Annotated in this window: 20 protein-coding genes, 1 other RNA gene and 9 pseudogenes; 12 read left to right on the forward strand and 18 right to left on the reverse strand. The window is 30.5% G+C overall.

The window, feature by feature from the left end; translation table 11 throughout:
- Nucleotides 1-49 precede the first annotated feature (49 nt).
- From ACZ1HD_RS10245 to ACZ1HD_RS10275, 7 genes are all read left to right on the forward strand, one after another.
- Nucleotides 50-1,165 carry a RagB/SusD family nutrient uptake outer membrane protein gene (locus ACZ1HD_RS10245; RefSeq protein ID WP_472687379.1) on the forward strand — a complete coding sequence of 372 codons (1,116 nt, stop codon included), beginning with the start codon at nt 50-52 and terminating at the stop codon, nt 1,163-1,165.
- The gene (locus ACZ1HD_RS10250; protein ID WP_472687380.1) at nt 1,119-1,658 is read left to right on the forward strand and encodes a RagB/SusD family nutrient uptake outer membrane protein; all 540 of its coding nucleotides are present in this window, start codon (nt 1,119-1,121) and stop codon (nt 1,656-1,658) included. The genes ACZ1HD_RS10245 and ACZ1HD_RS10250 overlap by 47 nt, the downstream gene beginning before the upstream one ends.
- Before the next feature lie 19 nt (nt 1,659-1,677).
- Nucleotides 1,678-2,775 (forward strand): SusE domain-containing protein, encoded by a 1,098-nt coding sequence (locus ACZ1HD_RS10255; protein ID WP_472687381.1) that lies wholly within the window; start codon nt 1,678-1,680, stop codon nt 2,773-2,775.
- Between the two features lie 255 nt (nt 2,776-3,030).
- Nucleotides 3,031-3,357 carry a SusE domain-containing protein gene (locus tag ACZ1HD_RS10260; protein ID WP_472687382.1) on the forward strand — a complete coding sequence of 109 codons (327 nt, stop codon included), beginning with the start codon at nt 3,031-3,033 and terminating at the stop codon, nt 3,355-3,357.
- Entirely contained in the window at nt 3,321-3,809 is a 489-nt protein-coding gene (locus ACZ1HD_RS10265; RefSeq protein ID WP_472687383.1) for a SusE domain-containing protein, read from the forward strand. The genes ACZ1HD_RS10260 and ACZ1HD_RS10265 overlap by 37 nt, the downstream gene beginning before the upstream one ends.
- A gap of 107 nt (nt 3,810-3,916) precedes the next feature.
- Nucleotides 3,917-4,477, forward strand: coding sequence for a cadherin repeat domain-containing protein (locus tag ACZ1HD_RS10270; protein WP_472687384.1), 561 nt, complete (start codon nt 3,917-3,919; stop codon nt 4,475-4,477).
- 64 nt (nt 4,478-4,541) lie between these two features.
- Nucleotides 4,542-5,039 (forward strand): hypothetical protein, encoded by a 498-nt coding sequence (locus ACZ1HD_RS10275; RefSeq protein WP_472687385.1) that lies wholly within the window; start codon nt 4,542-4,544, stop codon nt 5,037-5,039.
- A gap of 61 nt (nt 5,040-5,100) precedes the next feature.
- Here ACZ1HD_RS10275 and ACZ1HD_RS10280 read toward each other — a convergent pair whose 3' ends face one another.
- Nucleotides 5,101-5,271, reverse strand: coding sequence for a hypothetical protein (locus tag ACZ1HD_RS10280; RefSeq protein ID WP_472687386.1), 171 nt, complete (start codon nt 5,269-5,271; stop codon nt 5,101-5,103).
- A 49-nt stretch (nt 5,272-5,320) separates the two neighbouring features.
- On the opposite strand from ACZ1HD_RS10280, the gene ACZ1HD_RS10285 reads away from it, so the two are divergent.
- Nucleotides 5,321-6,562 carry an alpha-amylase family glycosyl hydrolase gene (locus tag ACZ1HD_RS10285; protein WP_472687387.1) on the forward strand — a complete coding sequence of 414 codons (1,242 nt, stop codon included), beginning with the start codon at nt 5,321-5,323 and terminating at the stop codon, nt 6,560-6,562.
- 62 nt (nt 6,563-6,624) lie between these two features.
- Nucleotides 6,625-7,302: a T9SS type A sorting domain-containing protein gene (locus ACZ1HD_RS10290; RefSeq protein WP_472687388.1), complete on the forward strand. Its 678-nt coding sequence runs from the start codon at nt 6,625-6,627 to the stop codon at nt 7,300-7,302.
- Between the two features lie 61 nt (nt 7,303-7,363).
- Here ACZ1HD_RS10290 and rimO read toward each other — a convergent pair.
- A pseudogene (gene rimO / locus ACZ1HD_RS10295) lies at nt 7,364-8,714 on the reverse strand (30S ribosomal protein S12 methylthiotransferase RimO).
- Nucleotides 8,715-8,837: 123 nt separating this feature from the next.
- Nucleotides 8,838-10,486 (reverse strand): annotated as a pseudogene (locus ACZ1HD_RS10300) (amidase family protein).
- 75 nt (nt 10,487-10,561) lie between these two features.
- Here ACZ1HD_RS10300 and ACZ1HD_RS10305 point away from each other — a divergent pair.
- On the forward strand, nt 10,562-11,632 hold the full coding sequence (locus ACZ1HD_RS10305) for a serine hydrolase domain-containing protein (RefSeq protein WP_472687389.1): 1,071 nt from the start codon (nt 10,562-10,564) through the stop codon (nt 11,630-11,632).
- A gap of 69 nt (nt 11,633-11,701) precedes the next feature.
- On the opposite strand, the pseudogene ftsY reads toward ACZ1HD_RS10305, so the two are convergent.
- The 9 genes and pseudogenes from ftsY to ACZ1HD_RS10350 form a co-directional block, all read right to left on the reverse strand.
- Nucleotides 11,702-12,710: pseudogene (gene ftsY / locus ACZ1HD_RS10310) on the reverse strand (signal recognition particle-docking protein FtsY); the annotation flags it as partial.
- Nucleotides 12,711-12,905: 195 nt separating this feature from the next.
- A complete protein-coding gene (locus ACZ1HD_RS10315; RefSeq protein WP_077809619.1) occupies nt 12,906-13,058 on the reverse strand; it encodes a DUF4295 domain-containing protein in 153 nt (50 codons plus the stop codon).
- Nucleotides 13,059-13,111: 53 nt separating this feature from the next.
- Complete coding sequence (gene rpmG / locus ACZ1HD_RS10320; protein ID WP_077809620.1) at nt 13,112-13,294, reverse strand: 50S ribosomal protein L33; 183 nt, start codon at nt 13,292-13,294, stop codon at nt 13,112-13,114.
- A gap of 27 nt (nt 13,295-13,321) precedes the next feature.
- Nucleotides 13,322-13,560: pseudogene (rpmB, locus tag ACZ1HD_RS10325) on the reverse strand (50S ribosomal protein L28).
- Between the two features lie 88 nt (nt 13,561-13,648).
- A pseudogene (locus ACZ1HD_RS10330) lies at nt 13,649-14,889 on the reverse strand (competence/damage-inducible protein A).
- On the reverse strand, nt 14,886-15,062 hold the full coding sequence (locus tag ACZ1HD_RS10335) for a hypothetical protein (protein WP_472687390.1): 177 nt from the start codon (nt 15,060-15,062) through the stop codon (nt 14,886-14,888). Before ACZ1HD_RS10335 ends, ACZ1HD_RS10330 begins: the two are co-directional and overlap by 4 nt.
- Nucleotides 15,063-15,205: 143 nt before the next feature.
- Nucleotides 15,206-15,815, reverse strand: a pseudogene (locus ACZ1HD_RS10340) (fumarylacetoacetate hydrolase family protein).
- 54 nt (nt 15,816-15,869) lie between these two features.
- Nucleotides 15,870-16,769, reverse strand: a complete 900-nt coding sequence (purU, locus tag ACZ1HD_RS10345; protein ID WP_472687391.1) for a formyltetrahydrofolate deformylase — start codon at nt 16,767-16,769, stop codon at nt 15,870-15,872.
- Between the two features lie 49 nt (nt 16,770-16,818).
- Nucleotides 16,819-17,655, reverse strand: a pseudogene (locus ACZ1HD_RS10350) (1,4-dihydroxy-2-naphthoyl-CoA synthase).
- A 66-nt stretch (nt 17,656-17,721) separates the two neighbouring features.
- Between ACZ1HD_RS10350 and ACZ1HD_RS10355 the strand changes: the two are divergent.
- Nucleotides 17,722-18,882, forward strand: coding sequence for an alpha/beta hydrolase-fold protein (locus ACZ1HD_RS10355; protein WP_472687392.1), 1,161 nt, complete (start codon nt 17,722-17,724; stop codon nt 18,880-18,882).
- 1 nt (nt 18,883) lies between these two features.
- Here ACZ1HD_RS10355 and ACZ1HD_RS10360 read toward each other — a convergent pair whose 3' ends face one another.
- From ACZ1HD_RS10360 to ffs, 6 genes and pseudogenes are all read right to left on the reverse strand, one after another.
- Entirely contained in the window at nt 18,884-18,982 is a 99-nt protein-coding gene (locus tag ACZ1HD_RS10360; protein WP_472687393.1) for a hypothetical protein, read from the reverse strand.
- Nucleotides 18,979-19,335, reverse strand: coding sequence for a S1 RNA-binding domain-containing protein (locus ACZ1HD_RS10365; protein WP_472687394.1), 357 nt, complete (start codon nt 19,333-19,335; stop codon nt 18,979-18,981). The genes ACZ1HD_RS10360 and ACZ1HD_RS10365 overlap by 4 nt, the downstream gene beginning before the upstream one ends.
- Nucleotides 19,335-21,022 (reverse strand): annotated as a pseudogene (gene menD / locus ACZ1HD_RS10370) (2-succinyl-5-enolpyruvyl-6-hydroxy-3-cyclohexene-1-carboxylic-acid synthase). Before menD ends, ACZ1HD_RS10365 begins: the two are co-directional and overlap by 1 nt.
- Nucleotides 21,023-21,134: 112 nt before the next feature.
- Entirely contained in the window at nt 21,135-21,788 is a 654-nt protein-coding gene (gene fsa, locus ACZ1HD_RS10375) for a fructose-6-phosphate aldolase (protein WP_472687395.1), read from the reverse strand.
- A gap of 190 nt (nt 21,789-21,978) precedes the next feature.
- A pseudogene (locus tag ACZ1HD_RS10380) lies at nt 21,979-22,781 on the reverse strand (SDR family oxidoreductase).
- A gap of 139 nt (nt 22,782-22,920) precedes the next feature.
- An RNA gene (ffs, locus tag ACZ1HD_RS10385) (signal recognition particle sRNA small type) lies at nt 22,921-23,019 on the reverse strand.
- A 177-nt stretch (nt 23,020-23,196) separates the two neighbouring features.
- Here ffs and ACZ1HD_RS10390 point away from each other — a divergent pair.
- Nucleotides 23,197-23,718 carry a DUF4199 domain-containing protein gene (locus tag ACZ1HD_RS10390; protein ID WP_340933349.1) on the forward strand — a complete coding sequence of 174 codons (522 nt, stop codon included), beginning with the start codon at nt 23,197-23,199 and terminating at the stop codon, nt 23,716-23,718.
- Nucleotides 23,719-23,735 lie beyond the last annotated feature (17 nt).

Genomic DNA, 23,735 nt, shown 5'->3' on the forward strand with positions numbered 1-23,735 from the left:
CTAGAACTTTCTTGTTAGGAGCTAATATTAAATTTTAATCAAATTAATTATGAAAACAAATTTAACAACATATAAAGTAATGATGTTGGTAACGATATTTTTCGTTTCATTTACATCATGTACTAAAGATTTAGATATTACTCCTCAAGATGATCAAACATTATTAGGAGAAGACTTTTTCGCCAATGAAACTTCCTATAAAGAATTATTAGCTGGTGTTTATGCAAACTTATCTTTAACAGGTATTAATGGCCCAGAATCTTCTAACATTATTGGTTTAGATGCAGGTACAAGTCAGTTTGGTAGAACTTTATTATACTTACAAACTCTAGTTGCAGATCAAATAATTTGGTCTTATGAAAATGATGGTGGTGTTGCCGGGATTCAAAGAAATAACTGGACAGACCAAAACCCATTAATTTTAGGTATGTTTAGTAGAGCACATGCAACAGTAGCATTTGCTAATAATTTTTTAAGAGAAACTACTTCAGAAAAATTAGATAGTAGAAATGTTTCTACTGATGTAAGAGCAGATATTGTTACCTACAGAGCAGAAGCAAGATTATTAAGAGCAATGTCTTACTATTACTTAATAGATTTATTTGGTCAAGCAAACTTTGTAACAGAAGAAGATCAAGTTAATTCTATACCAAAAGCTGCAAACAGAGCAGAACTTTTTACTTATGTAGAAGCAGAATTAAAAGCTATCGAAGCAGATTTATTAGATGCAAAAACAAACGAACATGGTAGAGCAGATAAAGCTGTAGCTGCAATGATTTTAGCTAAATTGTATTTAAATGCAGAAGTATATATTGGTGAAGCAAAATATGACGAATGTGTTGTAGAGCTTAACAAAATAATTAACGCTGGATATTCTTTAGCACCAGATTATTTATTAAACTTTACTGCAGATAATGATACCAATGCGGCAACGAATGAAATTATTTTTCCTTTAGTTTCAGACGGTACAATTGTTCAAAATTACGGACCAACAACTGTTTTGGTAAACGGTTCTGTAGGTAGTTTAGAGGCTAACGGCGCACCATTAGGTGTTGGCGCTGGTGGCTGGGGAGGAGCAATCAGATTAAGAAAACAATTTGTACAATTATTTGATGGTGGTGTTTTCTTGCAAGACACAAGAAATAACATTATCTCTCGGTTCTAGAAGCATCGATATTTTAGATATTTCTAATAAAGACCAAGGTTATGTAATCGAGAAATTTTCAAATGCAAAATCTACAGGAGGTTTTGGTTCTGACCAAACTTTTGTTGACACAGATTTTCCTTTATTTAGATTTGCAGATGTTTATTTAATGTATGCAGAAGCTCACTTAAGAGGTGCTACAAATACATCAGAAGTAAATGCTTTAACGTACATTAATAATTTAAGAATTAGAGCTAACAACCCTGAGACAATTACTTCTGCTGAGTTAAACTTAGATTTTATCTTAGATGAAAGAGCAAGAGAATTGCACTTAGAGGCTCATAGAAGACAAGATTTAATTCGATTTGGTAAGTTTACTGGTGGTTCTTATAATTGGACATGGAAAGGTAACGGTACAAATGGTATTTCTTTACCAAGTCATTTAGACTTATACCCTATTCCTTCTGCAAGTTTAGCAACAAGTCCAAACTTACAACAAAACTTAGGTTACTAAAAACTAATACATTTTAAGAATGAAAAATATAAAAAGATTTTCAGTATTTGCAATCATTGGAATGCTACTATTAGCATTTAATGCTTGTGATGATAGTTCTGAATTATTCGAAATATCGACACCTACAGCAGCTAATTTATCAGAATTAAGTTTCTCTAAATTAGAACTTGATGCTGTTAACACAAACAACCCTGCTTTAACCCTTAATTGGGATAAAGCAGATTACGGACAACAAGCTGCCGTAAATTATACTGTAGAGTTTTCTGCAGACGAAGAATTTACAGCTCCAGCTATTGCTACTGTAGTTACTGGTTTAAACTCGGTAACTTTATCAGTAAACGAAGTTAATGCAGTTGCAGGAAATGCAGGTTTAAATCCTTTCGAATGGAAAGATTTATATGTTAGAGTAGTTTCTTCTTTAGGAACTCAAAATGGTGCAAAAACTCCGTCAAACACAATAACTTTAGAAGTATATCCTTTCTTTAATTACGTTTTTAACGATTTTTATATTGTAGGTGATGCAACTGCACCAGGTTGGAACAACAACAACAACAATCCTGCTTTATTTAGAGATGCTGATGATAGTAATACTTATTATTATACAGGTTTCTTTGCAGATAACGGACACTTTAAAGTTTTAGCTACAAAAGGTTTATGGACACCTCAATACGGTACAGATGATGGTTCTTCTGTTGGCGTAAACGATGGTACAGGTTCAGACCCGGAAAGATTTCCTACTGCTGGTGCTAGCGGAATTACAGCTGGTTTTTATACTTTTAAAATTAACTTTGCTAGTAACACTTTTTCTTTTGAACCTTTTGATGAAACAGGAATTACAAGTCCTGCAAGTTTATCTTTAGAAGGTACAAGTACTGCAAGTGTAGCCTTAACTCCTTTAGATTTTGATGGACATATCTGGACTGCTTCAAACGTAAAATTAAACCCAGGAAATGTAGAATTTGTTACAGATGCTGGTGCTAAGTGGGGTAATACAACTTCTTTCTCTGGAACAGCTACTGTTGGCGGTGGTGCAATTCCGGTTGTTGTAGAAGATGAATATGATGTTTGGTTTAATGACTTAACAGGTCGTTATATCTTAATTCCTTTGAATTTATAATTTCAAAATAACTTATAACAGCGATATAATGAATACATATATAAAAAAATTAAGCTACTTATTTTTATCATTAACACTTATTTTAGGTGCTTGTGATGCAAATGAGAGCTTAACAGTAACAAGCCCGAAGCTGAGTTTGTTTTAAAAACTCCTGGAATTAGCAATATTTTCTTAAATTTTGCTTTACCAGATAATCCTGCGTTCACAATTACTTGGAACGATGATATTAATACAGGCGCTACTTACAGCGTAGAAATGTCTTTAGATGCAGAGTTTAGTGCACCAGTTGTATTAGGTTCTACAGAAAATAAAAACTTTTCTATGACAGTTGCAGAACTTAACGACGTTTTAAGTGATGCTAACATTAAGTCTTATGAAGAAACTGGAGTTTATTTAAGATTAAATACAGGTTCTGAAGTTTCTAATACAATTTTATTTCAAGTATCTAAATTTGTAGTTACACCGCCTACTTTTACAAGTCCTGATAATGGTTTTAGTGTAGTTATTACTGATACAAATCCAGATGATATTGCATTAACTTTAACTTGGGAAGATCCGAAATTACTGCTAATAGTACAGTAGACGTAACTTATAATGTAGAAATGGATTTAGCAGGAAATAACTTTGCTGCTGCAACATTAATTGGTTCATCAGACACTAATACATTCGAAATTTCTCATGATAATTTAAATGATTTAGTAATTGCTGCTGGAGGAAAAGCTGATGAAGCAACAGATTTCGATTTTAGATTAATTGCAGTTGCAAAAACTGCTGGTGGAGATTTAAATAGAACATCAGAATTAATTACGCTTTCGTTAACAGCATTTAAAGCAGCAATACCAGATAATTTATATATGGTTGGTGCACACAATGGATGGAACAATGCAGATGCAACACAACAATTTTACAACGATGGTAATGGTGTTTTCTCTAGAGTTCAAACTTTTTCTGCAAATGATGAGTTTAAAATGATTCCTGTTTCGGTGACTGGGGTGGTGATTATGGTGAAGACCCTAACAATCCTGGTAAAATAGTACAAGAAGGAGAAAACAATATTAAAGTTGAAACTGCTGGAACTTATTTAGTAATTGTAGATTTTAATACTTTAAGCTTTAAGCTATCTAACATCGATACTTTATTTATGGTTGGTGCACACAATGGATGGAACAATGCCGATGCTTCTCAACAATTTAGCACATCAGGAAATGGAGTATTTACAAGAATGCAAACTTTTTCTGAAGGAGATGAATTCAAAATGATTCCTGTTTCTGGTGATTGGAGTGGTGATTACGGCGAAGATCCAAATAATCCTGGTAAAATTATTCAAGAAGGAGAAAACAATATTAAAGTTGCTGCCGCTGGTACATTTATGGTTACTGTAGACTTTAACGATTTATCGTTTAGTTTAGTAGAAGTACCTGTAAACTTATATTTAGTAGGTTCTCCTAATGGTTGGGATAATGCATCTGCACCCGCTTTCACAAAATTAGAAGATGGTGTTTTTGAAATTACACAAACTTTAACCGCTTCAGATGAGTTTAAATTTTTACCAGTACAAGGTTCTTGGGACAATGACTGGGGAGAAAGCGGAACTTATGCTGGTATGCTAGTTAGAGATAATGAAAGTAACGTAAAATCTCCTGGAGACGGAACTTATAAAGTTACTGTAGATTATACAAAAGGAACTGTTACAGTTCAATAAAAAATAATACTCTTTATAAAGGCTGTTCTTAATCGAATGGCCTTTATATTTTACAATTAACTATATGAAAAAAATTACCTCTTTACTTTTATTATTATTCTCAATAATAAGTTTAGCACAACAACAAAATGTAAATTATGCTGTTTCGCCTGTTTCTTTTGACGCTTCAGATGAAATAACAATTACTGTAAACAACATCAACCCTGCTGCTTGGGGTGTTACAGATGTATATTTATGGTCTTGGTCTTATGATTTAAATGATGCTAATGAAATGGATTCGCCTAACAATGGTAGTTGGACCAATTCAAGCGAAGCGCAAAAAATGACCAAAATTAACAATACAACATACGCTATTACCTTTACGCCTACTACTTTTTATAACAGAACAGAAATAGGAAGAATTGGAATGTTAGTGAAAGCAAAAAATGGCGACGGTGATAAGAAAACTCAAGACAAAATTTTTGAAGTTGGTAAATTTCAGGTGACTTTAAATGCTCCTGTAGAAAAAAACTCAATTTTAAATTCGGAGATCAGCTTTCTATTTCTGCAACTGCCGGATTAACTTCAAACTTTAATTTAAAAGCAAACGGTACTTCTATAGACCAACAATCTAATATTACAAATTATAACTTTTCTGCAACGGTTACAGAAAACACAGATTTTGTTTTAGAAACTACAAATAATGGTACAACTATTACAAACGAATTTTCTGCAATTGTAAAACCAACAGTTACAGAAGCTAGTTTACCTGCAGGATTAAAAGATGGTATCAATTTAAACCCTACAGATAACACAAAAGCAACATTAGTATTTTATGCGCCTTTAAAAGAATTTATACATGTATTGGGCGATTTTAATAATTGGACTGTAAACAATAATTATTTATTAAAAAAAGATAGTTCTAAAGATCGATTCTCGATTGAATTAACAAATTTAACGCCTCAGCAAAATTATACTTATCAATATTTAGTTGATGGTGAATTAAGAGTTGCAGATCCTTATTCTACAACAATTTTATCAGAAAATAACGATACTTATATTGATAATGTTACATATCCAGATTTACCTGCTTATCCATCAGGAAAAACTACAAACGTTGTAACTTTATTAAGAACTGGCGATGCAGATTTTGTTTGGCAAACAACAAATTTCACAAAACCAAAGAAAACAGATTTAGTAATTTACGAATTATTAATTAGAGATTTTGATGCTTTACATAGTTTTGATGCTGTAAAAGCAAGATTAGATTATTTACAAGATTTGGGTGTAAATGCAATAGAGTTTATGCCTGTTAGTGAGTTTGACGGAAATGAATCTTGGGGTTATAATACTTCATTTCATATGGCATTAGACAAGTATTATGGTAACAAAAATTCTTTTAAATTATTAATTGATGAATGCCATAGAAGAGGAATTGCAGTAATTTTAGATGTTGTTTACAATCATGCTTACGGTCAAAATCCGTATTACAGAATGTACAATACAGATAATGGTGGTTTTGGCGGACAAGCAGCTGCAAACAGTCCATTTTTTAACGCAACGGCAAAACATTCTTTTAGTGTTTTCAACGATTATAATCACAGCAAACAAGCTGTAAAAGATTATGTTAAAAGAACTACACAATATTGGATTGATGAATACAAAATTGATGGATTTAGATGGGATTTAACAAAAGGTTTTACTCAAAACTGTACTGCGAATGATGAAACTTGTACAAGTAATTACCAACAAGATAGAGTTGATGTCTTAAAAGAATATGCAGATTATCAATGGGAAAAAGATCCAAACTTTTATATTATTTTCGAACATTTAGGTAAAAATGAAGAAGAAAAAGAATGGGTAAACTATAGATTAAATGAAGGAAAAGGAATTATGGTTTGGGGAAATCATAACGGAAATTATAGTGAAGGAACTTTAGGTTTTAATTCTAATGGAAAATCTGATATTTCTTGGGTTTCTTATAAAGAAAGAGGTTTTTCTGTACCAGCAAACGTAAGTTACATGGAAAGTCACGATGAAGAAAGATTGATGTATAAAAACCTTCAATTTGGTAATTCTAGCGGTAATTATAGTGTAAAAACCTAGCAACTGCTCTTGACAGAGTTGAATTAGCTGGTGCTTTTTACTTTACAATTCCGGGACCTAAAATGATTTGGCAGTTTGGTGAATTAGGATACGATATTTCTATCAACGAAAATGGTAGAGTTGGTAATAAACCAATTTTATGGAATTATTTTGATGTGGAAGATAGAAAGGATGTTTACAACACGTATTCTAAATTAATTCAGTTAAAACTAAAGTATGATATTTTTGAATCTTCTAATTTCACCTTAGATGTTGCGAATTCTAATGGTCTTAAGAAAATTCAACTAACGGATACTTCTTCATCAGAAATGCAATATGTAACAATTGTTGGTAATTTTGGGGTTACAACTCAAAATATTAGCCCTTCATTTCAAACTTACGGTACTTGGTATGATCTTTTAAATGATAACGCCACAAAAACCGTTATAAACGTTAATAGCACAATTACCCTAGCTCCAGGAGAATTTAAAGTGTATGGTAATATGCCAGCAGCCCTTTCTACAGAAGATGTTTTCTTAGATAATAAAATAGTTGCTTACCCTAACCCTACCTTTAATAATTTTAGAATTAATGCTGATACTAAAAAAGTAGAAATCTATAATTTACAAGGAAGAAAAGTAAAGCAATTTAAAGGTAATTTTAACTCAAGATCAGAATTTTCTGTTGAAAATTTAAGTAAAGGAGTTTACTTTATTAAAGTTGATAATTTAGATTATTCTCTTAAAATCATAAAAAAATAACAACTTTTGCAAAAAAATAAAAAGGTCTTCAAATAATTTGAAGACCTTTTTTATTATACAATTATTTCCTTTTTTGGTTTAAAGGAACTGGTTTTTCTATTTTGTTTACGGGTGTACCATATAAATCATAATCACCTGCATCATGAATTTTTATATCAATAAACTCCCTATTTTTATATAGTGCTCTTTTGCATCAACAATTACATCGTTATCAACGTCAGGAGAATCAAATTCTGTTCTTCCATAGAAATACTCACCGTCTTTTCTATCAAATAAACATCTAAACGTTTTTCCTATTTTTTGCTGATTTAATTCCCATGAAATTTGAGATTGAACTTCCATTATTTCATTAACTCTTTGAAACTTAACATCAGCAGGCACATCATCTTCTAAAACATAAGCACCAGTATTTTCTTCATGAGAATATTCAAAAGCACCTAAACGCTCAAAACGCATTTCTTCTACCCAATCTTTCAACTCTTGAAACATTTCTTCAGTTTCACCAGGATACCCAACAATTAAAGTTGTTCTTATTGCCATTTCGGCACTGCTTCTCTAAATTTATGAATTAAAGCTGTTGTTTTTTCATGAGTTGTTCCTCTTTTCATCGATTTTAACAACTCTGTGTTTATGTGTTGTAACGGAATATCTAAATAATTACAAACTTTAGGTTCGCGTTTCATTACATCTAAAACATCCATCGGAAAACCAGTAGGAAATGCATAATGTAAACGAATCCACTCGATACCATCTACTTTTACCAAAGCTTCTAACAATTCTGCTAAAGCTCTTTTTTTATAGATATCTAAACCATAATAAGTTAAATCTTGTGCAATTAGCATAATTTCTTTAATTCCTTTTTCTGCTAATTTTGTTGCTTCTATAACAATATCTTCTATTGGTGTGGATTTATGTTTACCACGCATTAACGGAATCGCACAAAAAGAACATGGTCTATCGCAACCTTCTGCTATTTTTAAATAAGCATAGTGTTTTGGCGTTGTTGTTAAACGTTCTCCAATAAGTTCGTGCTTATAATCTGCTTGTAAAACCTTTAAAAGATTTGGTAAATCGTGTGTTCCAAAAAACTGGTCTACATTCGGAATTTCGTTTTCCAAATCCGGTTTATATCTTTCACTTAAACAACCAGAAACAAAAACTTTATCTACTTCACCCGCTTCTTTTCTTTTAGCATAATGCAAAATAGTATCAACACTTTCTTCTTTTGCTTTACCAATAAAACCACATGTGTTTATTACAACAATGTTTCCATCATCTTCCGGATCTTCATGAACAACATCTTTTCCGTTTGCTTTTAATTGTCCCATTAAAACTTCACTATCGTAAACATTTTTAGAGCAACCTAAAGTAACAACATTTATCTTATTTTTTTTGATGGTTTTTGTACGCATATTTCTAGCTTTTAGCCTAAGTAGTATTTACTTAAAACTTTAAATCATATTTATAATTGTTTTATTTACTTAAAAATAAAAACGAGTGCAAAAATAGTACTTTTTAAATGATTGGTATTCTTTCTATTGATAGTTTTTAGGCATTTTTCTAACTTTTGTTAATTGTTCGAAAGCATAGCCAATTTCTAAAAGTTTTCTTTCTGAAAAAGGAACACCTATAAAGGTTAAACTTATTGGTTCACCGCTATCTTTATATCCCATAGGTACAGTAAGTGTTGGGTATTTTGCTACTGCTGCAATACCGAATGATAATTGTTAATAGATAAGATTGCATCTAAATTTTGCTCTTTTAAAGCATTTAAATATTTAATTCCTTCATTATTTAATTGCTTCTTAATTGTTTCTAATTCACTTAAAGTTGTTTCATCTTTAACAATACCGTCAAACAACTGCTGCCCATAAGGCGCTCTAAGTAAACTATCTTTTAAATTAAAAATAGTAATATCTTTTACTGATTTATGCATTATGTTTTTATCGGCATTTGTAGATAAATATTTTGGTAAATCTATTTTCATATCAATGTTTAACAATGTTGTAAATCCATCAAAAGAAATTTCCGGCGGAGTAATTTCTTCAATTTCTACACCTACTTTTCTCAATTTATCAACAGTTAAAGCATATATCGAATCTGACAAAAGACTTTTAATTACACCTAATTTTTTTCCATCTAAACTATTTTTAAATCCGTTCTGAAAATAATCTTCATCAATAGATTTAGATGCCGAGTCTAGTTTATCAAAACCTAACATAGCATTCATAAAAATGGCATTATCAATAACATTTTTTGTCATTGGACCAGGTGTATCTAAAGTGCTAGAAATAGGCACAATACCTGTTCTACTTAAAACCCCAATAGTTGGTTTTAAACCCACCACAGAATTTAAACTAGATGGTGAAGTTATAGAACCCGCAGTTTCTGTTCCTACAGCTGCAACAGCAAAATTTGCTGCTACTGTAACACCACTTCCAGCAGAACTTCCTCCTGTTTCAAATTGACCTCTACCATAAGGGTTCAAGGTTTGACCACCAACAGCAGAATAGCCTAATGGGCAACCTGAGCAAAAGAAATAAGCCCATTCACTTAAATTTACTTTTCCTAAAATCAATGCTCCGTTTTCTTTTAGTTTATTTACAATAAATGCATCTTCTGTATTATTATTTTCTGCCAAGGCAATTGCACCAGCAGTTGTAGGCATACCTTTTGTATTAATATTATCTTTTAAAAGAATTGGCATACCAAAAATAGAGAAATCAGAAATAGACGTTTTACTTTGATCTTTTTCTCTTGCTTCTTTTAATACATTAGGATTAAGACTAATAATGCTATTTAATGATTTTGTAGAATCACTTTCAAACTTTCTAATTCTATATAAATAGAAAAGAGTTAACTTTTCGTAAGAAAGTTTACCGCTTTTTATGTTTTGCTGTATCGTTGGTATGTCTTTCTCTAAAATTAACGGTTTTAAACTGTTATAATCTTCATTAGAAAAAGTAGATAAATCATTTACAAAGGGTTTAAAAACTGTGTTCATATCTAAATATTTAGACTGAAACAATTTAAATTGCATTCTTTTATTTTTATGATTTTGCTGCTCTTTTAATGCACCTTGTTCATCATATTTTTTAAAAATTACATTAGGTTGTTTTTCTGCATTCTTGTCACATGCAGATAAAAAAAGACCGATTGATAAAATAAATAGTAGTTTTTTCATAAATTAAGCTATATTTTCAAATATACAATTTTAAACCATTTTAATAATTAACAGTCTTAAAAACAAAGATTTTACATGAAGCATCTTATTTGTTTTTTTACAACTCTATTACTTTTTTCTTGCAGTACAGAAAATAAAACTGAAGAAAATTTAGAAACCCCAAATCTAGAAACTTATTATCCTGATAATAATACTGATAATTGGGATGCTATTTCTTTAAATGATCTTAATTGGAATGAAGCTGAGCTACAACCGCTACTAGATTATTTAGACGAAAAAAACACAAAAGGTTTTATAATTCTATATGATGGTAGAATTGTAGTAGAAAATTATTTTAACAACCATACTGCTAGCACTAATTGGTATTGGGCAAGTGCTGGCAAAACACTTACTGCTACTGTTACAGGAATCGCAAATGACAATAATCTTATAAGTTTAGACGAGAAAGTTAGTACCTATTTAAATCAAAATTGGACAAGTATACCTATTGATAAAGAAAACTTGATTACTTGCGAAAATTTATTAAATATGACCTCTGGTTTAGATGATAGTTTAGGTGATTCTATTTCTGCTGACAACTTAAAATATATTGCTGATGCTAATAATCGTTGGGCATATCATAATGTATATTTGAAGATGCAAGATATTATCGCTACTGCAAGTAAGACTACCTTTAAAAGTTATTTTGAAAACAATTTAAAAAATAAAATTGGTATGTCTGGTAGTTGGATAAAACTAAATAACTTAAATATTTATTGGAGTACTACAAGAAGTATGGCTCGTTTTGGATTGTTAATTCAGAATAAAGGTAAATGGAATGATACACAAATTGTTTCTGAAGATTTTATTAGAAAAGCGACCAGTACATCACAAAACATAAATAAATCTTACGGATATTTATGGTGGTTAAATGGTAAAACTAGTTACCAACTGCCACAAAGTCAATTTGAGTTTAGTGGTTCTTTAATACCAAATGCACCAAATGATTTATTTTGTGCACTCGGTAAAAATGATCAAAAGATATACATTGTACCAAGTAAAAAGCTTGTTATTGTTAGAATGGGTGCATCAGCAGATGCTTCTAATTTTGCACTTTCTAATTTTGATAATAATTTATGGGAGAAAATAAACGCTCTTATAAATTAGTAAAAAAACAAAAAAGTCTCTAAAATTAGAGACTTTTTGATATAATTTAAAATGTAATTTTCTATTTAAAAAAGAATCTACAAACTCATGTTTGTTAAAAACCTGTAAATCTTCTATTCCCTCTCCTACTCCGATATACTTTACAGGAATTTTAAACTGATCTGAAATACCAATAACAACTCCTCCTTTTGCTGTTCCGTCTAACTTTGTTACAGCTAAAGAAGTTACCTCTGTCGCTTTTGTAAATTGTTTTGCTTGTTCAAATGCATTTTGACCTGTAGAACCGTCTAATACCAGTAAAACATCATGTGGTGCATCAGCAACAACTTTTTGCATTACTCTTTTTATTTTAGTTAACTCATTCATTAAATTAACTTTATTATGTAAACGACCTGCAGTATCTATAATTACAACATCGGCACCTTGCTTTACTGCAGATGTTAATGTATCAAAAGCTACAGAAGCAGGGTCAGATCCCATTTCTTGCCTTATAATTGGCACATCTGTTCTATCTGCCCAAACTTGTAATTGATCTATTGCAGCTGCTCTAAAAGTATCTGCTGCACCCAATACAACTTTTAAACCTTGTTTTTTAAATTGAGATGCCAATTTACCAATTGTAGTAGTTTTACCAACACCATTTACACCAACAACCATTAATACATAAGGCATTTTATTACCATTTGCATCATTTGGTATTTACGGTATTTTAAATTCTGTTTCGTTACCTAAATTTGTTTCTGATAATAAACCAGCAATTTCTTCTCTTAGAATTTTATTTAATTCTTCTGTACCTACGTATTTATCTTTAGCAACTCTAGCTTCTATACGCTCTATAATTTTTAACGTAGTATTTACACCAACATCAGAGGCAACTAATACCTCTTCTAAATTATCTAAAACATCATCATCTACTTTAGATTTACCGGCTACAGCTTTAGAAAGTTTATCAAAAAAATTAGTTTTTGTCTTTTCTAATCCTTTATCTAAAGTTTCTTTTTTCTTTTGAAAATATTTTTTTAAAAAAATCATTTTTATATTTTATTCTATACAAAAAATACGTTAAAAAACGTGCCATTTGTTGGGTTAGGTCAAATTGTCACTAAAAAAGCCTTTTGCGTTAGCGATAGAGGCTTTGTTGGAGCTCCTTGAAAAGAGCGACTGCCGAAAGCGCGACCTTTTTAGGAACGCCCAAAAGTACGGAATATTAGGGCACAAAAAAAACTACTTTCTAATTTTAGAAAGTAGTTTAGATATATTTATATAGTAAATATTACTTTTTTGCTAAGAAATCGTTTACTTTAGAAGGATCCATGATCTTCTCTACAAACATGTAAGCTCCTGTTTTAGGAGATTTAACCATCTTTATAGCTTTACTTAATCTTTTTGATGAAGTTTGTAACGATGCTACTGTTTTTTTTGCCATTGTCTAATGTTTTTTATCTATGTGCTCTATTCTGAGTTCTAGATATGTTTAAATTACTTAATTTCTTTGTGAACAGTCATTTTATTTAAAATAGAGTTAAATTTCTTAATCTCCATTCTATCAGGACTGTTTTTCTTGTTCTTAGTTGTAATGTATCTAGAAGTACCTGGTTTACCAGTTGCTTTGTGCTCTGTACATTCTAAAATTACTTGAACTCTGTTACCTTTTTTTGCCATCTCTGTATAATTTTAATCTGCTTAAACTTATTTAGTTAAAAAACCGTTAGCTCTTGCTTCTTTTATAACTGCAGAAATTCCTTTCTTGTTAATATTTTTTAAAGCAGATGCAGATACTTTTAAAGTAATCCATTTATCTTCTTCGGAATGTAAAAACGCTTTGTCATTAGATTAGCGTCAAACTTTCTCTTAGTTCTATTTAAAGCGTGAGAAACATTGTTCCCAACCATTGCTTTTTTTCCTGTTAATTCACAAACTCTAGACATCTTTTCGACAGTTTTATTAGTGTTATCTCTAAACGAGGTGCAAATTTACAAATAAATCTAGTTTTGAGCAAAATAATTTTACAAATTTTTAAAGAATTTCTTTCTGAAGAATTTCTAATGCTTTGCTTACAGTTCTATTAATCACTTTTTCTCTAGGTTGACCAAAATCAAACTCTCTTACAAACTTCTCATTATCAGATACAAAAGCAATAAAAACAACTCCAACACTTTTATCTGTCTTATCTTGTGTAGGTCCTGCGTTACCTGTAACAGCAATTGCATAATCTGTTTTTAATTTATTTTTTACACCTTTAGCCATTGCTAACGCAACCTGTTTGCTAACTATAGAATGCTCTTTTATAATTTCTGCAGAAACATTTAGTAAATTTATTTTAGCTTCTTCGGAGTATGCAACAATACTTCCTTTATAGTATGAAGAAGATCCAGGAACCGCGACCAAAGTTGCTGCAATTTTACCACCAGTTAAACTTTCTGCAGTCGCTAATGTTTTTTTATTTTTTATTAGCAACTCTCCTACTCGCTTTTCTAGGGAGTTATCGTCATCTAAACCAGTTATAAATTCGGAATCAATTTATAAACTTCCTCTACTTTAGATGTTAATTCTTTTTCTAAAAGTTCTCTATCTGTACCTTTTGCAGATAAACGTAAACGAACTTTACCAAAAGATGGTAAATACGCCAACTTTATATAACTTGGTAGATTGTCTTCAAAATGCTCTAATGTTTCTGCGATAGTACTTTCTCCGGCTCCATAAGTCATAATTGTCTTATGAAATATATAAGGTAACTGATATTGCTTTTGAATTCTAGGCAATACTTCATTTACAATTAATCCTTTCATCTCATAAGGTACGCCTGGTAATGATACAAAAACCGTTTCGTTTTCGAAAAACCACATTCCGGGTGCTGTACCAAATGTATTCATTAACAAAGTTGCTTTAGAAGGCAATTGTGCTTGTGTTTTTTGAATTTCTTTAAAAGGATGATTTATTTTTTTAAAAAGTGCTTTTATATGAGCAATAACTTCTGGATACTCTACAACCTCATCATCTTTAAAGTAAGTTGCAATTGTTTTTTTGGTAATATCGTCTTTGGTTGGCCCTAATCCGCCAGTTAAAATAACAATATCTACCCTTTCTTGTGCTTCTTTTAATGCGTTTAAAATATGCTGTTTATCATCTTGAATAGATGTTACTTGATAAACCGATACTCCTATTTTATTTAATTGCTGACCAATAAATTGAGAATTTGTATCTACAATTTGACCAATTAAAATTTCATCTCCTATTGTTATAATTTCTGCATTCATTCTTTTCCTATTTCATTTATATCTGTATCGTTTCCGTTATTTTTTGCTAGTCTTTTTCTTAAAAACACAAATAGAATATACGGAATAATAATACTTAATAAGACTGATAAATTTTTGTTGTAACTATATTCTTGGGTAATTTCAAAATCTTTAACAAAGCCATAAACTAGCAAATAAATTAATCTTATTGCTATGGATATAGTAAAGCCGATAAAAAAATAGATTGTTTGATTTTTCTGATAACGTTTTGATAAATAAACAAAACAACTACCTATAAATACAGAAGCTATTATTTGAAAAACAAAATTAACCAACTTTATTTTACTCTAATATTAAAAGCTTCTTTACCTTCTATTACACCTTTTAAAGTATCATTTTCGGCAACTTTGCCAACACCAGCTGGTGTACCTGTATAAATAATATCTCCTTTTTTTAATGTAAAATATTGAGAAACATATGCAATTAATTCATCAATTTTCCACAACATTGCATTAGTGTTTCCGTCTTGTACTATTGCATCATTTTTATACAATTGAAAATTTAAATTTTCTAAATCAAAGTTTTCCTTCGGATAGAACTCACCAACAACTGCGCTTCCATCAAAAGCTTTTGCTTTTTCCCAAGGCAATCCTTTCTCTTTGCATTTAGCTTGTACATCTCTTGCTGTTAAATCGATTCCTAAACCAATTTCATCATAATATTTATGCGCAAACTTTGTGTCTATATGTTTACCTACTTTATTTATCTTTACTAAAACCTCTACTTCGTAATGAACATCACTAGAAAAAGGCGGAATGAAAAAAGGGTTTTTTCTAGGTAAAATTGCTGAATCTGGTTTTAAAAAAACAACAGGATTTTCTCGGTTTTTCATTAGCCAATTCTTCTATATGTTTTGCGTAATTGCGCCCAATACAAATTATTTTCATACTCAATTACTAATTTTAATTACGAATATTACACCCGTAATTGATCATTTATAATTAAAAATTATTCTCCTGCTTCGGAAAAACAATAGCTCTATTTCCTGAAACTATTATTTGATGATTTAAATGATTTTTAACTGCTCTTGCTAAAACCAACTTTTCTATATCTGCACCAATTCTTTTTAACGTAAACGGTGTACTTTCGTGTGTAACAGGTTCTACATCTTGCTCGATAATTGGGCCTTCATCTAAATCTTCTGTAGCATAATGTGCTGTTGCTCCAATTAACTTTACACCTCTTTCATAGGCTTTTTTATAAGGATTTGCACCTTGAAAAGCTGGTAAAAAAGAATGATGAATATTAATTATTCTTTCCGGATATTTGTTAATAAAGTTAGAAGATAAAATTTGCATGTAACGTGCCATTATTGTCAAATCAATTTCATTGTCATCTAATAACTTCATTACCTGCGCTTCTTGCGCTTCTTTTGTATCTTTTGTTACTGGCAAATAATAATAAGGCACATTAAACATTTCTGCAATATGTCTTAATTTATCATGATTGCTTATAATTAACTTTACGTTACAATCTAATAAACCTTCTTTGTTTCTAGACAGCAAATCATATAAATTATGACTTGTATGAGAAACCATAATGGCTACATTTTGTCTATCATCACCATAATATACAGACCAATCTATTTGTAAAGGTTCAGACAACTCTACAAAACTATTTTCTAAAACAACTCTAGAAATTTCTGCACCTTCTGCATCTAAACGAATTCTCATAAAATATGTGTTCTCTGTGGCATTTACATATTGCTGACAACTAACAATATTAAAAGAGCGTTCGTAAAAGAAATTGGTAATTTTTGCCAATAATCCTTTTTGATCTGGACATTTTATAAGAAATGTTACTATTTGTGGTTTCATTGTAATTAATTGTGACGTATTCATATCAAATTACAAGATTAAATAATCTCGTTATTCTAAAATTTATTATTAGCTATGGAATCCATTTTTTGGAAAGTTAGGTTTTCTTTTTTCAAGAAACGCATCTCTTCCTTCTTTAGCTTCATCTGTCATGTAGGCTAAACGAGTTGCTTCTCCGGCAAAAACTTGTTGCCCAACCATACCGTCATCAGTTAGATTCATTGCAAATTTTAGCATTTTTATAGAAGTAGGCGATTTTTCTAAAATTTCTTGTGCCCATTTATATGCGGTATCTTCTAATTCATCATGCGGAATTACAGCATTTACCATTCCCATTTCATAAGCTTCTTGTGCAGAATAGTTTCTACCTAAAAAGAAAATTTCTCTAGCTTTTTCTGACCAACCATTTTTGCCAAATATGCAGAACCATAACCACCATCAAAAGAAGTTACATCTGCATCTGTTTGTTTAAAAATTGCATGTTCTTTAGATGCTAAAGTTAAATCGCAAACTACATGTAAACTATGTCCTCCGCCAACAGCCCAACCTGGTACAACTGCAATAACGGCCTTTGGCATAAAACGAATAAGACGTTGTACTTCTAAAATATTTAAACGATGATAACCATCTTCACCAACATAACCTTGATGTCCGCGTGCTTTTTGATCTCCGCCGAACAAAAAGAATAAACACCATCTTTTGTACTTGGTCCTTCTGCAGACAATAAAACAACACCAACACTTGTATCTTCGCCAGCATCATAAAATGCATCGTACAATTCTTTAGTAGTTTTTGGTCTAAATGCGTTTCTTACATTTGGTCTATTAAACGCTATTCTAGCAACACCGTTGCATTTCTTATAGGTAATATCTTCGTATTCTTTAACAGTTTTCCACTCGGGTTGTATCATATTTTTGTATTTTAGACGTTCTAAAAGAGAACAAAAGATTCTTATCTACAAAAATAAACATTCTAAATGATGATTAAGAAATCACCGCTATTAATATTCTTATTTTTTTCAATTTGTATTTTTTCTCAGAAAATTATTACCAAAACTATCAATTCTGATTATGTTGATGATAAAAGAGAAATTAAAATTTATTTACCTGAAGGATATGATGCTAAAGAAGAGAAAAATTATCCTTTAGCAATTGTTTTAGATGCAGAGTACTTATTTGATGCTTATGTAGGTAATGCGGTGCTTTTTGCAGCAAAAGACAAAGCACCAAAACAAATAATTGTTGGTGTCAAAATGGCATCCACAAGAAAAAAAGATACCTATTTTAATAGAAATAATGGTAATTTAACTGTAGAAAATAAAAAATTTTATCAATTTTTAAGAAATGAAGTAATCTTCGAGATTGAAAGTAATTACAAAACATCGCCATTTATTTCGATAATTGCAGAAGGAACGTCAGCAAACTTAGCTACAACTTTTTTAGCTGAACAAACGCCAATTATAAACGCATATGTATGTATAAACCCTACTTTTTCTGATTTTATTGGCACACAATTACAAAATTATAATTTACCTGGTTTAGAAAAAGAAGACAATACTTTTTATTTCTACACAAATAACTCGAACTCTTTTTCGGCAAACAAGCAGACTAAAATTTCTCAATTACAATCCGGACTTTCTAGCTTAGAAATTAAAAACTTCAATATTATAAACGATACGATTAATACAAATAGTAGTATTTCTGCTATTTCTGAAGCAATGCCAAGAGCTATTACAAAAGTTTTTGAAATTTATTCGGCAATTTCTAAGGAAGAATTTAATAAAAACATTAAAGATTTATCGCCAATTGATGCCATCTCTTATCTAGAAAACAAATATTTAGATATCGAGTTTTTATTTGGAAGTAACTTAGGTATTAGAGAGCAAGATGTTTTTGCTGTAGAAAAAATAGTTATCGAAAAAGAAAACGGAGATCAATTACTAAATTTCGGAAAAATGATTTTAAAACTTTTTCCTTCTTCACCTTTAGGCAACTATTACATTGGTCGTTATTATGAAGAAGGTAAAAATATTAAGAAAGCGTTATACCATTATAAAATAGGTTATGGTAAAATGGATCCGGCAGATCCTAATGCAGATGCGTTTTATGAAAATGTTTTAAGATTGGGCGGTCAATAAATTATTTAACCAATTCTATTCGATCTTCTTTAATGTCAATTAATTTTTGTCTGTAAAGATTACCAACCGCTTTTTTAAATGCTTTTTTACTCATTTTCATATGAAAACGAATTGAATCGGCGAGCTTTTATCTGTTAACAATAAAAAACCTTCTCTACTGTTTTTTAGCTTTTCTAAAACCTTTTCAACATCAGAGTCTATTACATTTCTAAAACCTTGTGGTCTTAAAGAAACATCGATTTTACCATCTTCACGAATCTTTTTAATATAACCAACAACTTCCATGTTTTCTTCTAAGTCCTGAAAAACTTCACTTCTAAAAAGTAAACCATCATACTCTTCATTAATTAAAACAATATATCCTAAACCAGTTTCGGTTTCTATAACAAGGTTTACTTTTTCACCTTCTTTCAAATTCATTTCTCCTTCATATGTATCTTCTTGTGATTCCATTATTTTATATATTTAAAATATTCTTTTAAAATTAAATCATTTTCTTTACTTGGTGTAAAGATTTCTAAAATTTTTGGTTTTTGAGTCTGTGTAGAATTTATCTCTACACTTTCATCAAAGAAACCTTTTAATTGTTGCGCAACAGTTTCTGTAGAAAAAGCTTTTAGATATTCGAAATTATGCATTTTACATAAATGTTCTGCAGTTAAGCAATGTGGTGTTTCAAAATATTTTGTTGCGTTGGTTGTTTTTGGTCCGGGTATAATTTTAAAAATACCGCCACCGAATTGTTAATTAAAATAATTCTAAAATTACTTGGTATATTTTTGTTCCAAAGTGCATTAGAATCATAGAAAAAGCTTAAATCACCAGTAATAAAAACCGTCTGATTTTTATTTGCAAAAGCAGCACCAACTGCCGTAGAAGTACTACCATCTATACCACTTGTACCTCTATTACAAAAAACAGTATTGCTTTTATCAATAGAAAATAATTGTGCGTATCTAATAATAGAACTATTACTAATTTGAATCTGACAATTATTAGGCAAATTAGCTAAAACTTGTTCAAAAACTTTAAAATCTGAATGTGCTGTTTGGGCTAAAAAACTAGCATGCTTCTCTCTTCTTTTATCTCTAATTGTTAACCATTTATCTTGATAAGTACTTTCTTTTTTAACAACCAAGTTGTTAAAATTCTTAAAAAATCTACTGGTTGTGTTTGTATAAATTCTGATAAACAGAAAAAAGTATTTGTAGCTTTTTTAGCATCAATATTCCAATGATGTTTTGGTTGATATTTTCTTAAAAACTGTTTAATTCTTTTCGAAACTATCATTCCGCCAAACGTAATTAAAACTTCGGCTTTAAGTTTTCAAACTGATTGTCATCCAAAGAAAATATCAACTGATCTATAGAATTTACAGCTTTATTATGATGTAAATTAGAGGTTGTTTCTGTAAAAATCAAAACCGAATCGTCATCAGCATATAAATCTATTAATTGGTGTAATTCCTCATCAGGATAACTAACACCAACTAAAATCATTTTCTTTTCTGCAACATTCCAAATATTCGATAAATTACCATAATCAATATGAGAATTATCTAAAGAACTCATCGATATATGCGGAAAATGATATTCTTTTAATTCAGAAACTGTTTCATACAAAGGCTCATCAAAAGGCACATTTATATGCACCGGACCTTGCTTAGAAACTGCTGTTTGTAAAGCTTCGCCAATTAATTGAGAATTTCGGTTTTAAACTTTTCGTTTTCGATTAAGTTTGCAGAAAATAAAATATGATTTTCGAAAACATTTTCTTGACGGATTGTTTGGCCATCACCAATATCAATTAAATGCTTTGGTCTATCCGCAGAAATTACCACCAAAGGTATATTGCTATAAAAAGCTTCTGCTATTGCAGGATAATAATTTAATAATGCAGAGCCGGATGTACATAAAACTGCAACAGGTTTTTGAGTTTGTTGCGCAATACCTAAAGCAAAAAAAGCAGCACAACGCTCATCTACTACACTTAAAGTTTCAATTTCTTTATGATTAGAAAAACCAACAGTTAAAGGTGCGTTTCTTGAACCTGGTGATATAACAACAGTATCAATTTCGAATTGATTACATGCAGATATTACAATTTGTGCGAGTTCTTTTTTGGATACATTACTATAAATTACAAAGTAGCAAAGTTACGAAGTACAAAAGTGAATAAAGACAAAAAAGCCAGAAAGTAAAAAATAACTTTTCTACTTTCTGACTAATTTTATGTAAAATCAACTATGTCGATTAGTTTCCTTTTTGGTAATCTGCTAAAAACTTAGCTAAACCACTATCTGTTAATGGGTGTCTTAACAATCCTTCGATAGCGCTTAAAGGACCTGTCATTACATCAGAACCTAATTTTGCACAATCTATAATATGCATTGTATGACGCACAGAAGCTGCTAAAATTTCTGTCTCGAAACCATAATTATTATATATATGACGAATCTCTGCAATTAGGTTTAAACCATCTGTAGAAATATCATCTAATCTACCAATAAAAGGCGATACGTAAGTTGCACCTGCTTTGGCAGCCAATAAAGCTTGTCCTGCAGAAAAAACTAAAGTTACGTTTGTTTTAATTCCTTTAGAAGAAAAATATTTACACGCTTTTACACCGTCTTTTATCATTGGTAATTTTACCACAATCTGCGGATTTAAAGCAGCCAAAGCTTCACCTTCTTTCACCATACCGTCGAAATCTGTAGAAATAACTTCTGCAGAAACATCACCATCTACCAACTCACAAATCTCTTTGTAATGGTTAATAATGTTGTCTTCTCCTGTAATTCCTTCTTTAGCCATTAAAGATGGGTTTGTTGTAACTCCGTCTAAAATACCCAAAGCCTGCGCTTCTTTAATTTGCTCTAAATTTGCTGTGTCAATAAAAAATTTCATTTGTATCTATTTTATTTTAGTTGTGTTCTATTTTTTTGGGCGTTCGAGCGGGCTTTACGCACTCGCTTTTTGTTCATACTTCACAAAAGAGCTCAAACAAAGCTACAATCCCTAACGCAAATATAGTTAGTTGAATATAATTTCTGTTCAATCAAAAACTATATTTTATTACTAGTTATAAACAGTAATATTACAATTTATAATGATTCATTAATAATTTTTCGAACCAAGTATCCGCAAAATTCGTTTTAATACAATAGAGAATTTCTCTAAAGTTCCGCCTACTTTATAATGTATTTTAGGATTTTTTGTATTGATAATTTTATACACTTTTTTAGCCATTTCTATAGGATCTTTACCTGTGTCTACATGCGCATCCATTAAATCTAAATTAGCTTTGTAATTTTCTTTGTACACAGAATCCTTAAAAAGTGGCGTATGGTATCTTCTAGAAATTATATCTGTTGCAAAATCTCCTGGTGCAATATTTACAATATTAATTCCGAATCTTTTTACCTCCATTCTTGTCGCTTCCGTTACCAATTCTAATGCACCTTTAGAAGACGAATAAATACCTCTAAACGGTAAACCCATATAACCAGCAATCGAAGTTGTGTTAATAATAACACCAAATTTTTGCTTACGCATAAAAGGTAAAACTGTTTTAATTACATCGATAGCACCAAAGAAATTTGTGTTAAAGGCGTTTCGCATTTCATCTGTTGGCGTTTCTTCTATAGGTCCTGTAACACCAATACCAGCATTATTTACTAAAATATCTATTCTGTCTTCTTTTTGTATGATACTAGAAACTGCCGTTTTTATCGTTTCAATTTTTAAAACATCCAAAGCAATTAATTCAAAAGAAAAATCTTGCTCATTTTTAGGATTTCTACTAGTACCATATACTTTATACCCTTTCTCAGATAAAAAAGTAGCAATAGATTTACCAATACCGGAAGACGCACCTGTAACTAAAATTACCTTACTCATAAATTTATATAGAATTCTTTAATAATTCTGCAAATATCTAAAAAGTAACTTTAGGAATCTAAGAAAACAGAAAAGTAAATAAGAGAATGAAGTTAAATAGAAAAAAGAGAAGTTTTTAGACGAAACTATCGGGTACAAAAAATGGCAAGCTACCTACATCACACCGCTACAACCTAATACCTTTGCTGCGTTCCCGCCCTGGAGGATTCAAAGGGAGCTAGTTGTGTAGAACTTGCCGATGCAAATTTACAATCTATTTTGATTAAAACAATTAAAATTTTATTAATTTTTTTGTAACATTTTTAAATTACTGAATACTAATATATTGTTGCGATAGAAATATAAAAAAAATTAAAATTTTATACTATCTCATCGAAATGAATATATTTGTATAACTAACTAATCAAAAAAACAAATGGACAATCAAGCAAACAGTAAAAGTATTATTCTAAACTATGGACTAATTTTAGGTATAGCAGGAGTTCTAGTAAATTTAACCATTTATGCAATGGGTATGCACTTGAACCCTCATTGGTCTGTATCTATACTACAAGGTGCATTATTAATTGGTTTTATTTTAGTGTCTATAAAAAAATATAAAGAAGCTAATGGTGGTTTCTTATCATGGGGACAAGGTGTTAAAGTTGGTGTTGGTGTAGCAATAGTAGCAGGTTTAATTGGTGTTATTTATAGTTATTTGTTTATGACTTTTTTAGAGCCAGATTTTATGAATCAAATGATGGAAGTGCAAAACCAAACAATGCTAGACCAAGGAATGACAGATGAGCAAATAGAAGCTGCAAATGAAATGAGTAAAAACTTTCAATCTCCTGGTATAATTGCTGCTTTTGCAATTATTGGTAGTGCAATCGGTGGTTTTATAGTTTCTGCAATTGCTGCAGCAATCATGAAAAAATCTGAAGAAGAAACTTACTAAATTTTAAATTTATAAGT

Source organism: Polaribacter sp. HA6-7 (genome assembly GCF_055693625.1).

Coding starts and splice junctions, on each gene's coding strand:
- ACZ1HD_RS10255 (WP_472687381.1), top strand. CDS start 1,678: ATGAAAAATATAAAAAGATTTTCAGTATTTGCAATCATTGGAATGCTA.
- purU (WP_472687391.1), bottom strand. CDS start 16,769: ATGAATACGTCACAATTAATTACAATGAAACCACAAATAGTAACATTT.
- ACZ1HD_RS10365 (WP_472687394.1), bottom strand. CDS start 19,335: ATGGAATCACAAGAAGATACATATGAAGGAGAAATGAATTTGAAAGAA.
- ACZ1HD_RS10305 (WP_472687389.1), top strand. CDS start 10,562: ATGAAGCATCTTATTTGTTTTTTTACAACTCTATTACTTTTTTCTTGC.
- ACZ1HD_RS10390 (WP_340933349.1), top strand. CDS start 23,197: ATGGACAATCAAGCAAACAGTAAAAGTATTATTCTAAACTATGGACTA.
- ACZ1HD_RS10270 (WP_472687384.1), top strand. CDS start 3,917: ATGGTTGGTGCACACAATGGATGGAACAATGCCGATGCTTCTCAACAA.
- ACZ1HD_RS10355 (WP_472687392.1), top strand. CDS start 17,722: ATGATGATTAAGAAATCACCGCTATTAATATTCTTATTTTTTTCAATT.
- rpmG (WP_077809620.1), bottom strand. CDS start 13,294: ATGGCAAAAAAAGGTAACAGAGTTCAAGTAATTTTAGAATGTACAGAG.
- ACZ1HD_RS10315 (WP_077809619.1), bottom strand. CDS start 13,058: ATGGCAAAAAAAACAGTAGCATCGTTACAAACTTCATCAAAAAGATTA.
- ACZ1HD_RS10260 (WP_472687382.1), top strand. CDS start 3,031: ATGTCTTTAGATGCAGAGTTTAGTGCACCAGTTGTATTAGGTTCTACA.
- ACZ1HD_RS10290 (WP_472687388.1), top strand. CDS start 6,625: ATGATTTGGCAGTTTGGTGAATTAGGATACGATATTTCTATCAACGAA.
- ACZ1HD_RS10245 (WP_472687379.1), top strand. CDS start 50: ATGAAAACAAATTTAACAACATATAAAGTAATGATGTTGGTAACGATA.
- ACZ1HD_RS10360 (WP_472687393.1), bottom strand. CDS start 18,982: ATGAAAATGAGTAAAAAAGCATTTAAAAAAGCGGTTGGTAATCTTTAC.
- ACZ1HD_RS10275 (WP_472687385.1), top strand. CDS start 4,542: ATGAAAAAAATTACCTCTTTACTTTTATTATTATTCTCAATAATAAGT.
- fsa (WP_472687395.1), bottom strand. CDS start 21,788: ATGAAATTTTTTATTGACACAGCAAATTTAGAGCAAATTAAAGAAGCG.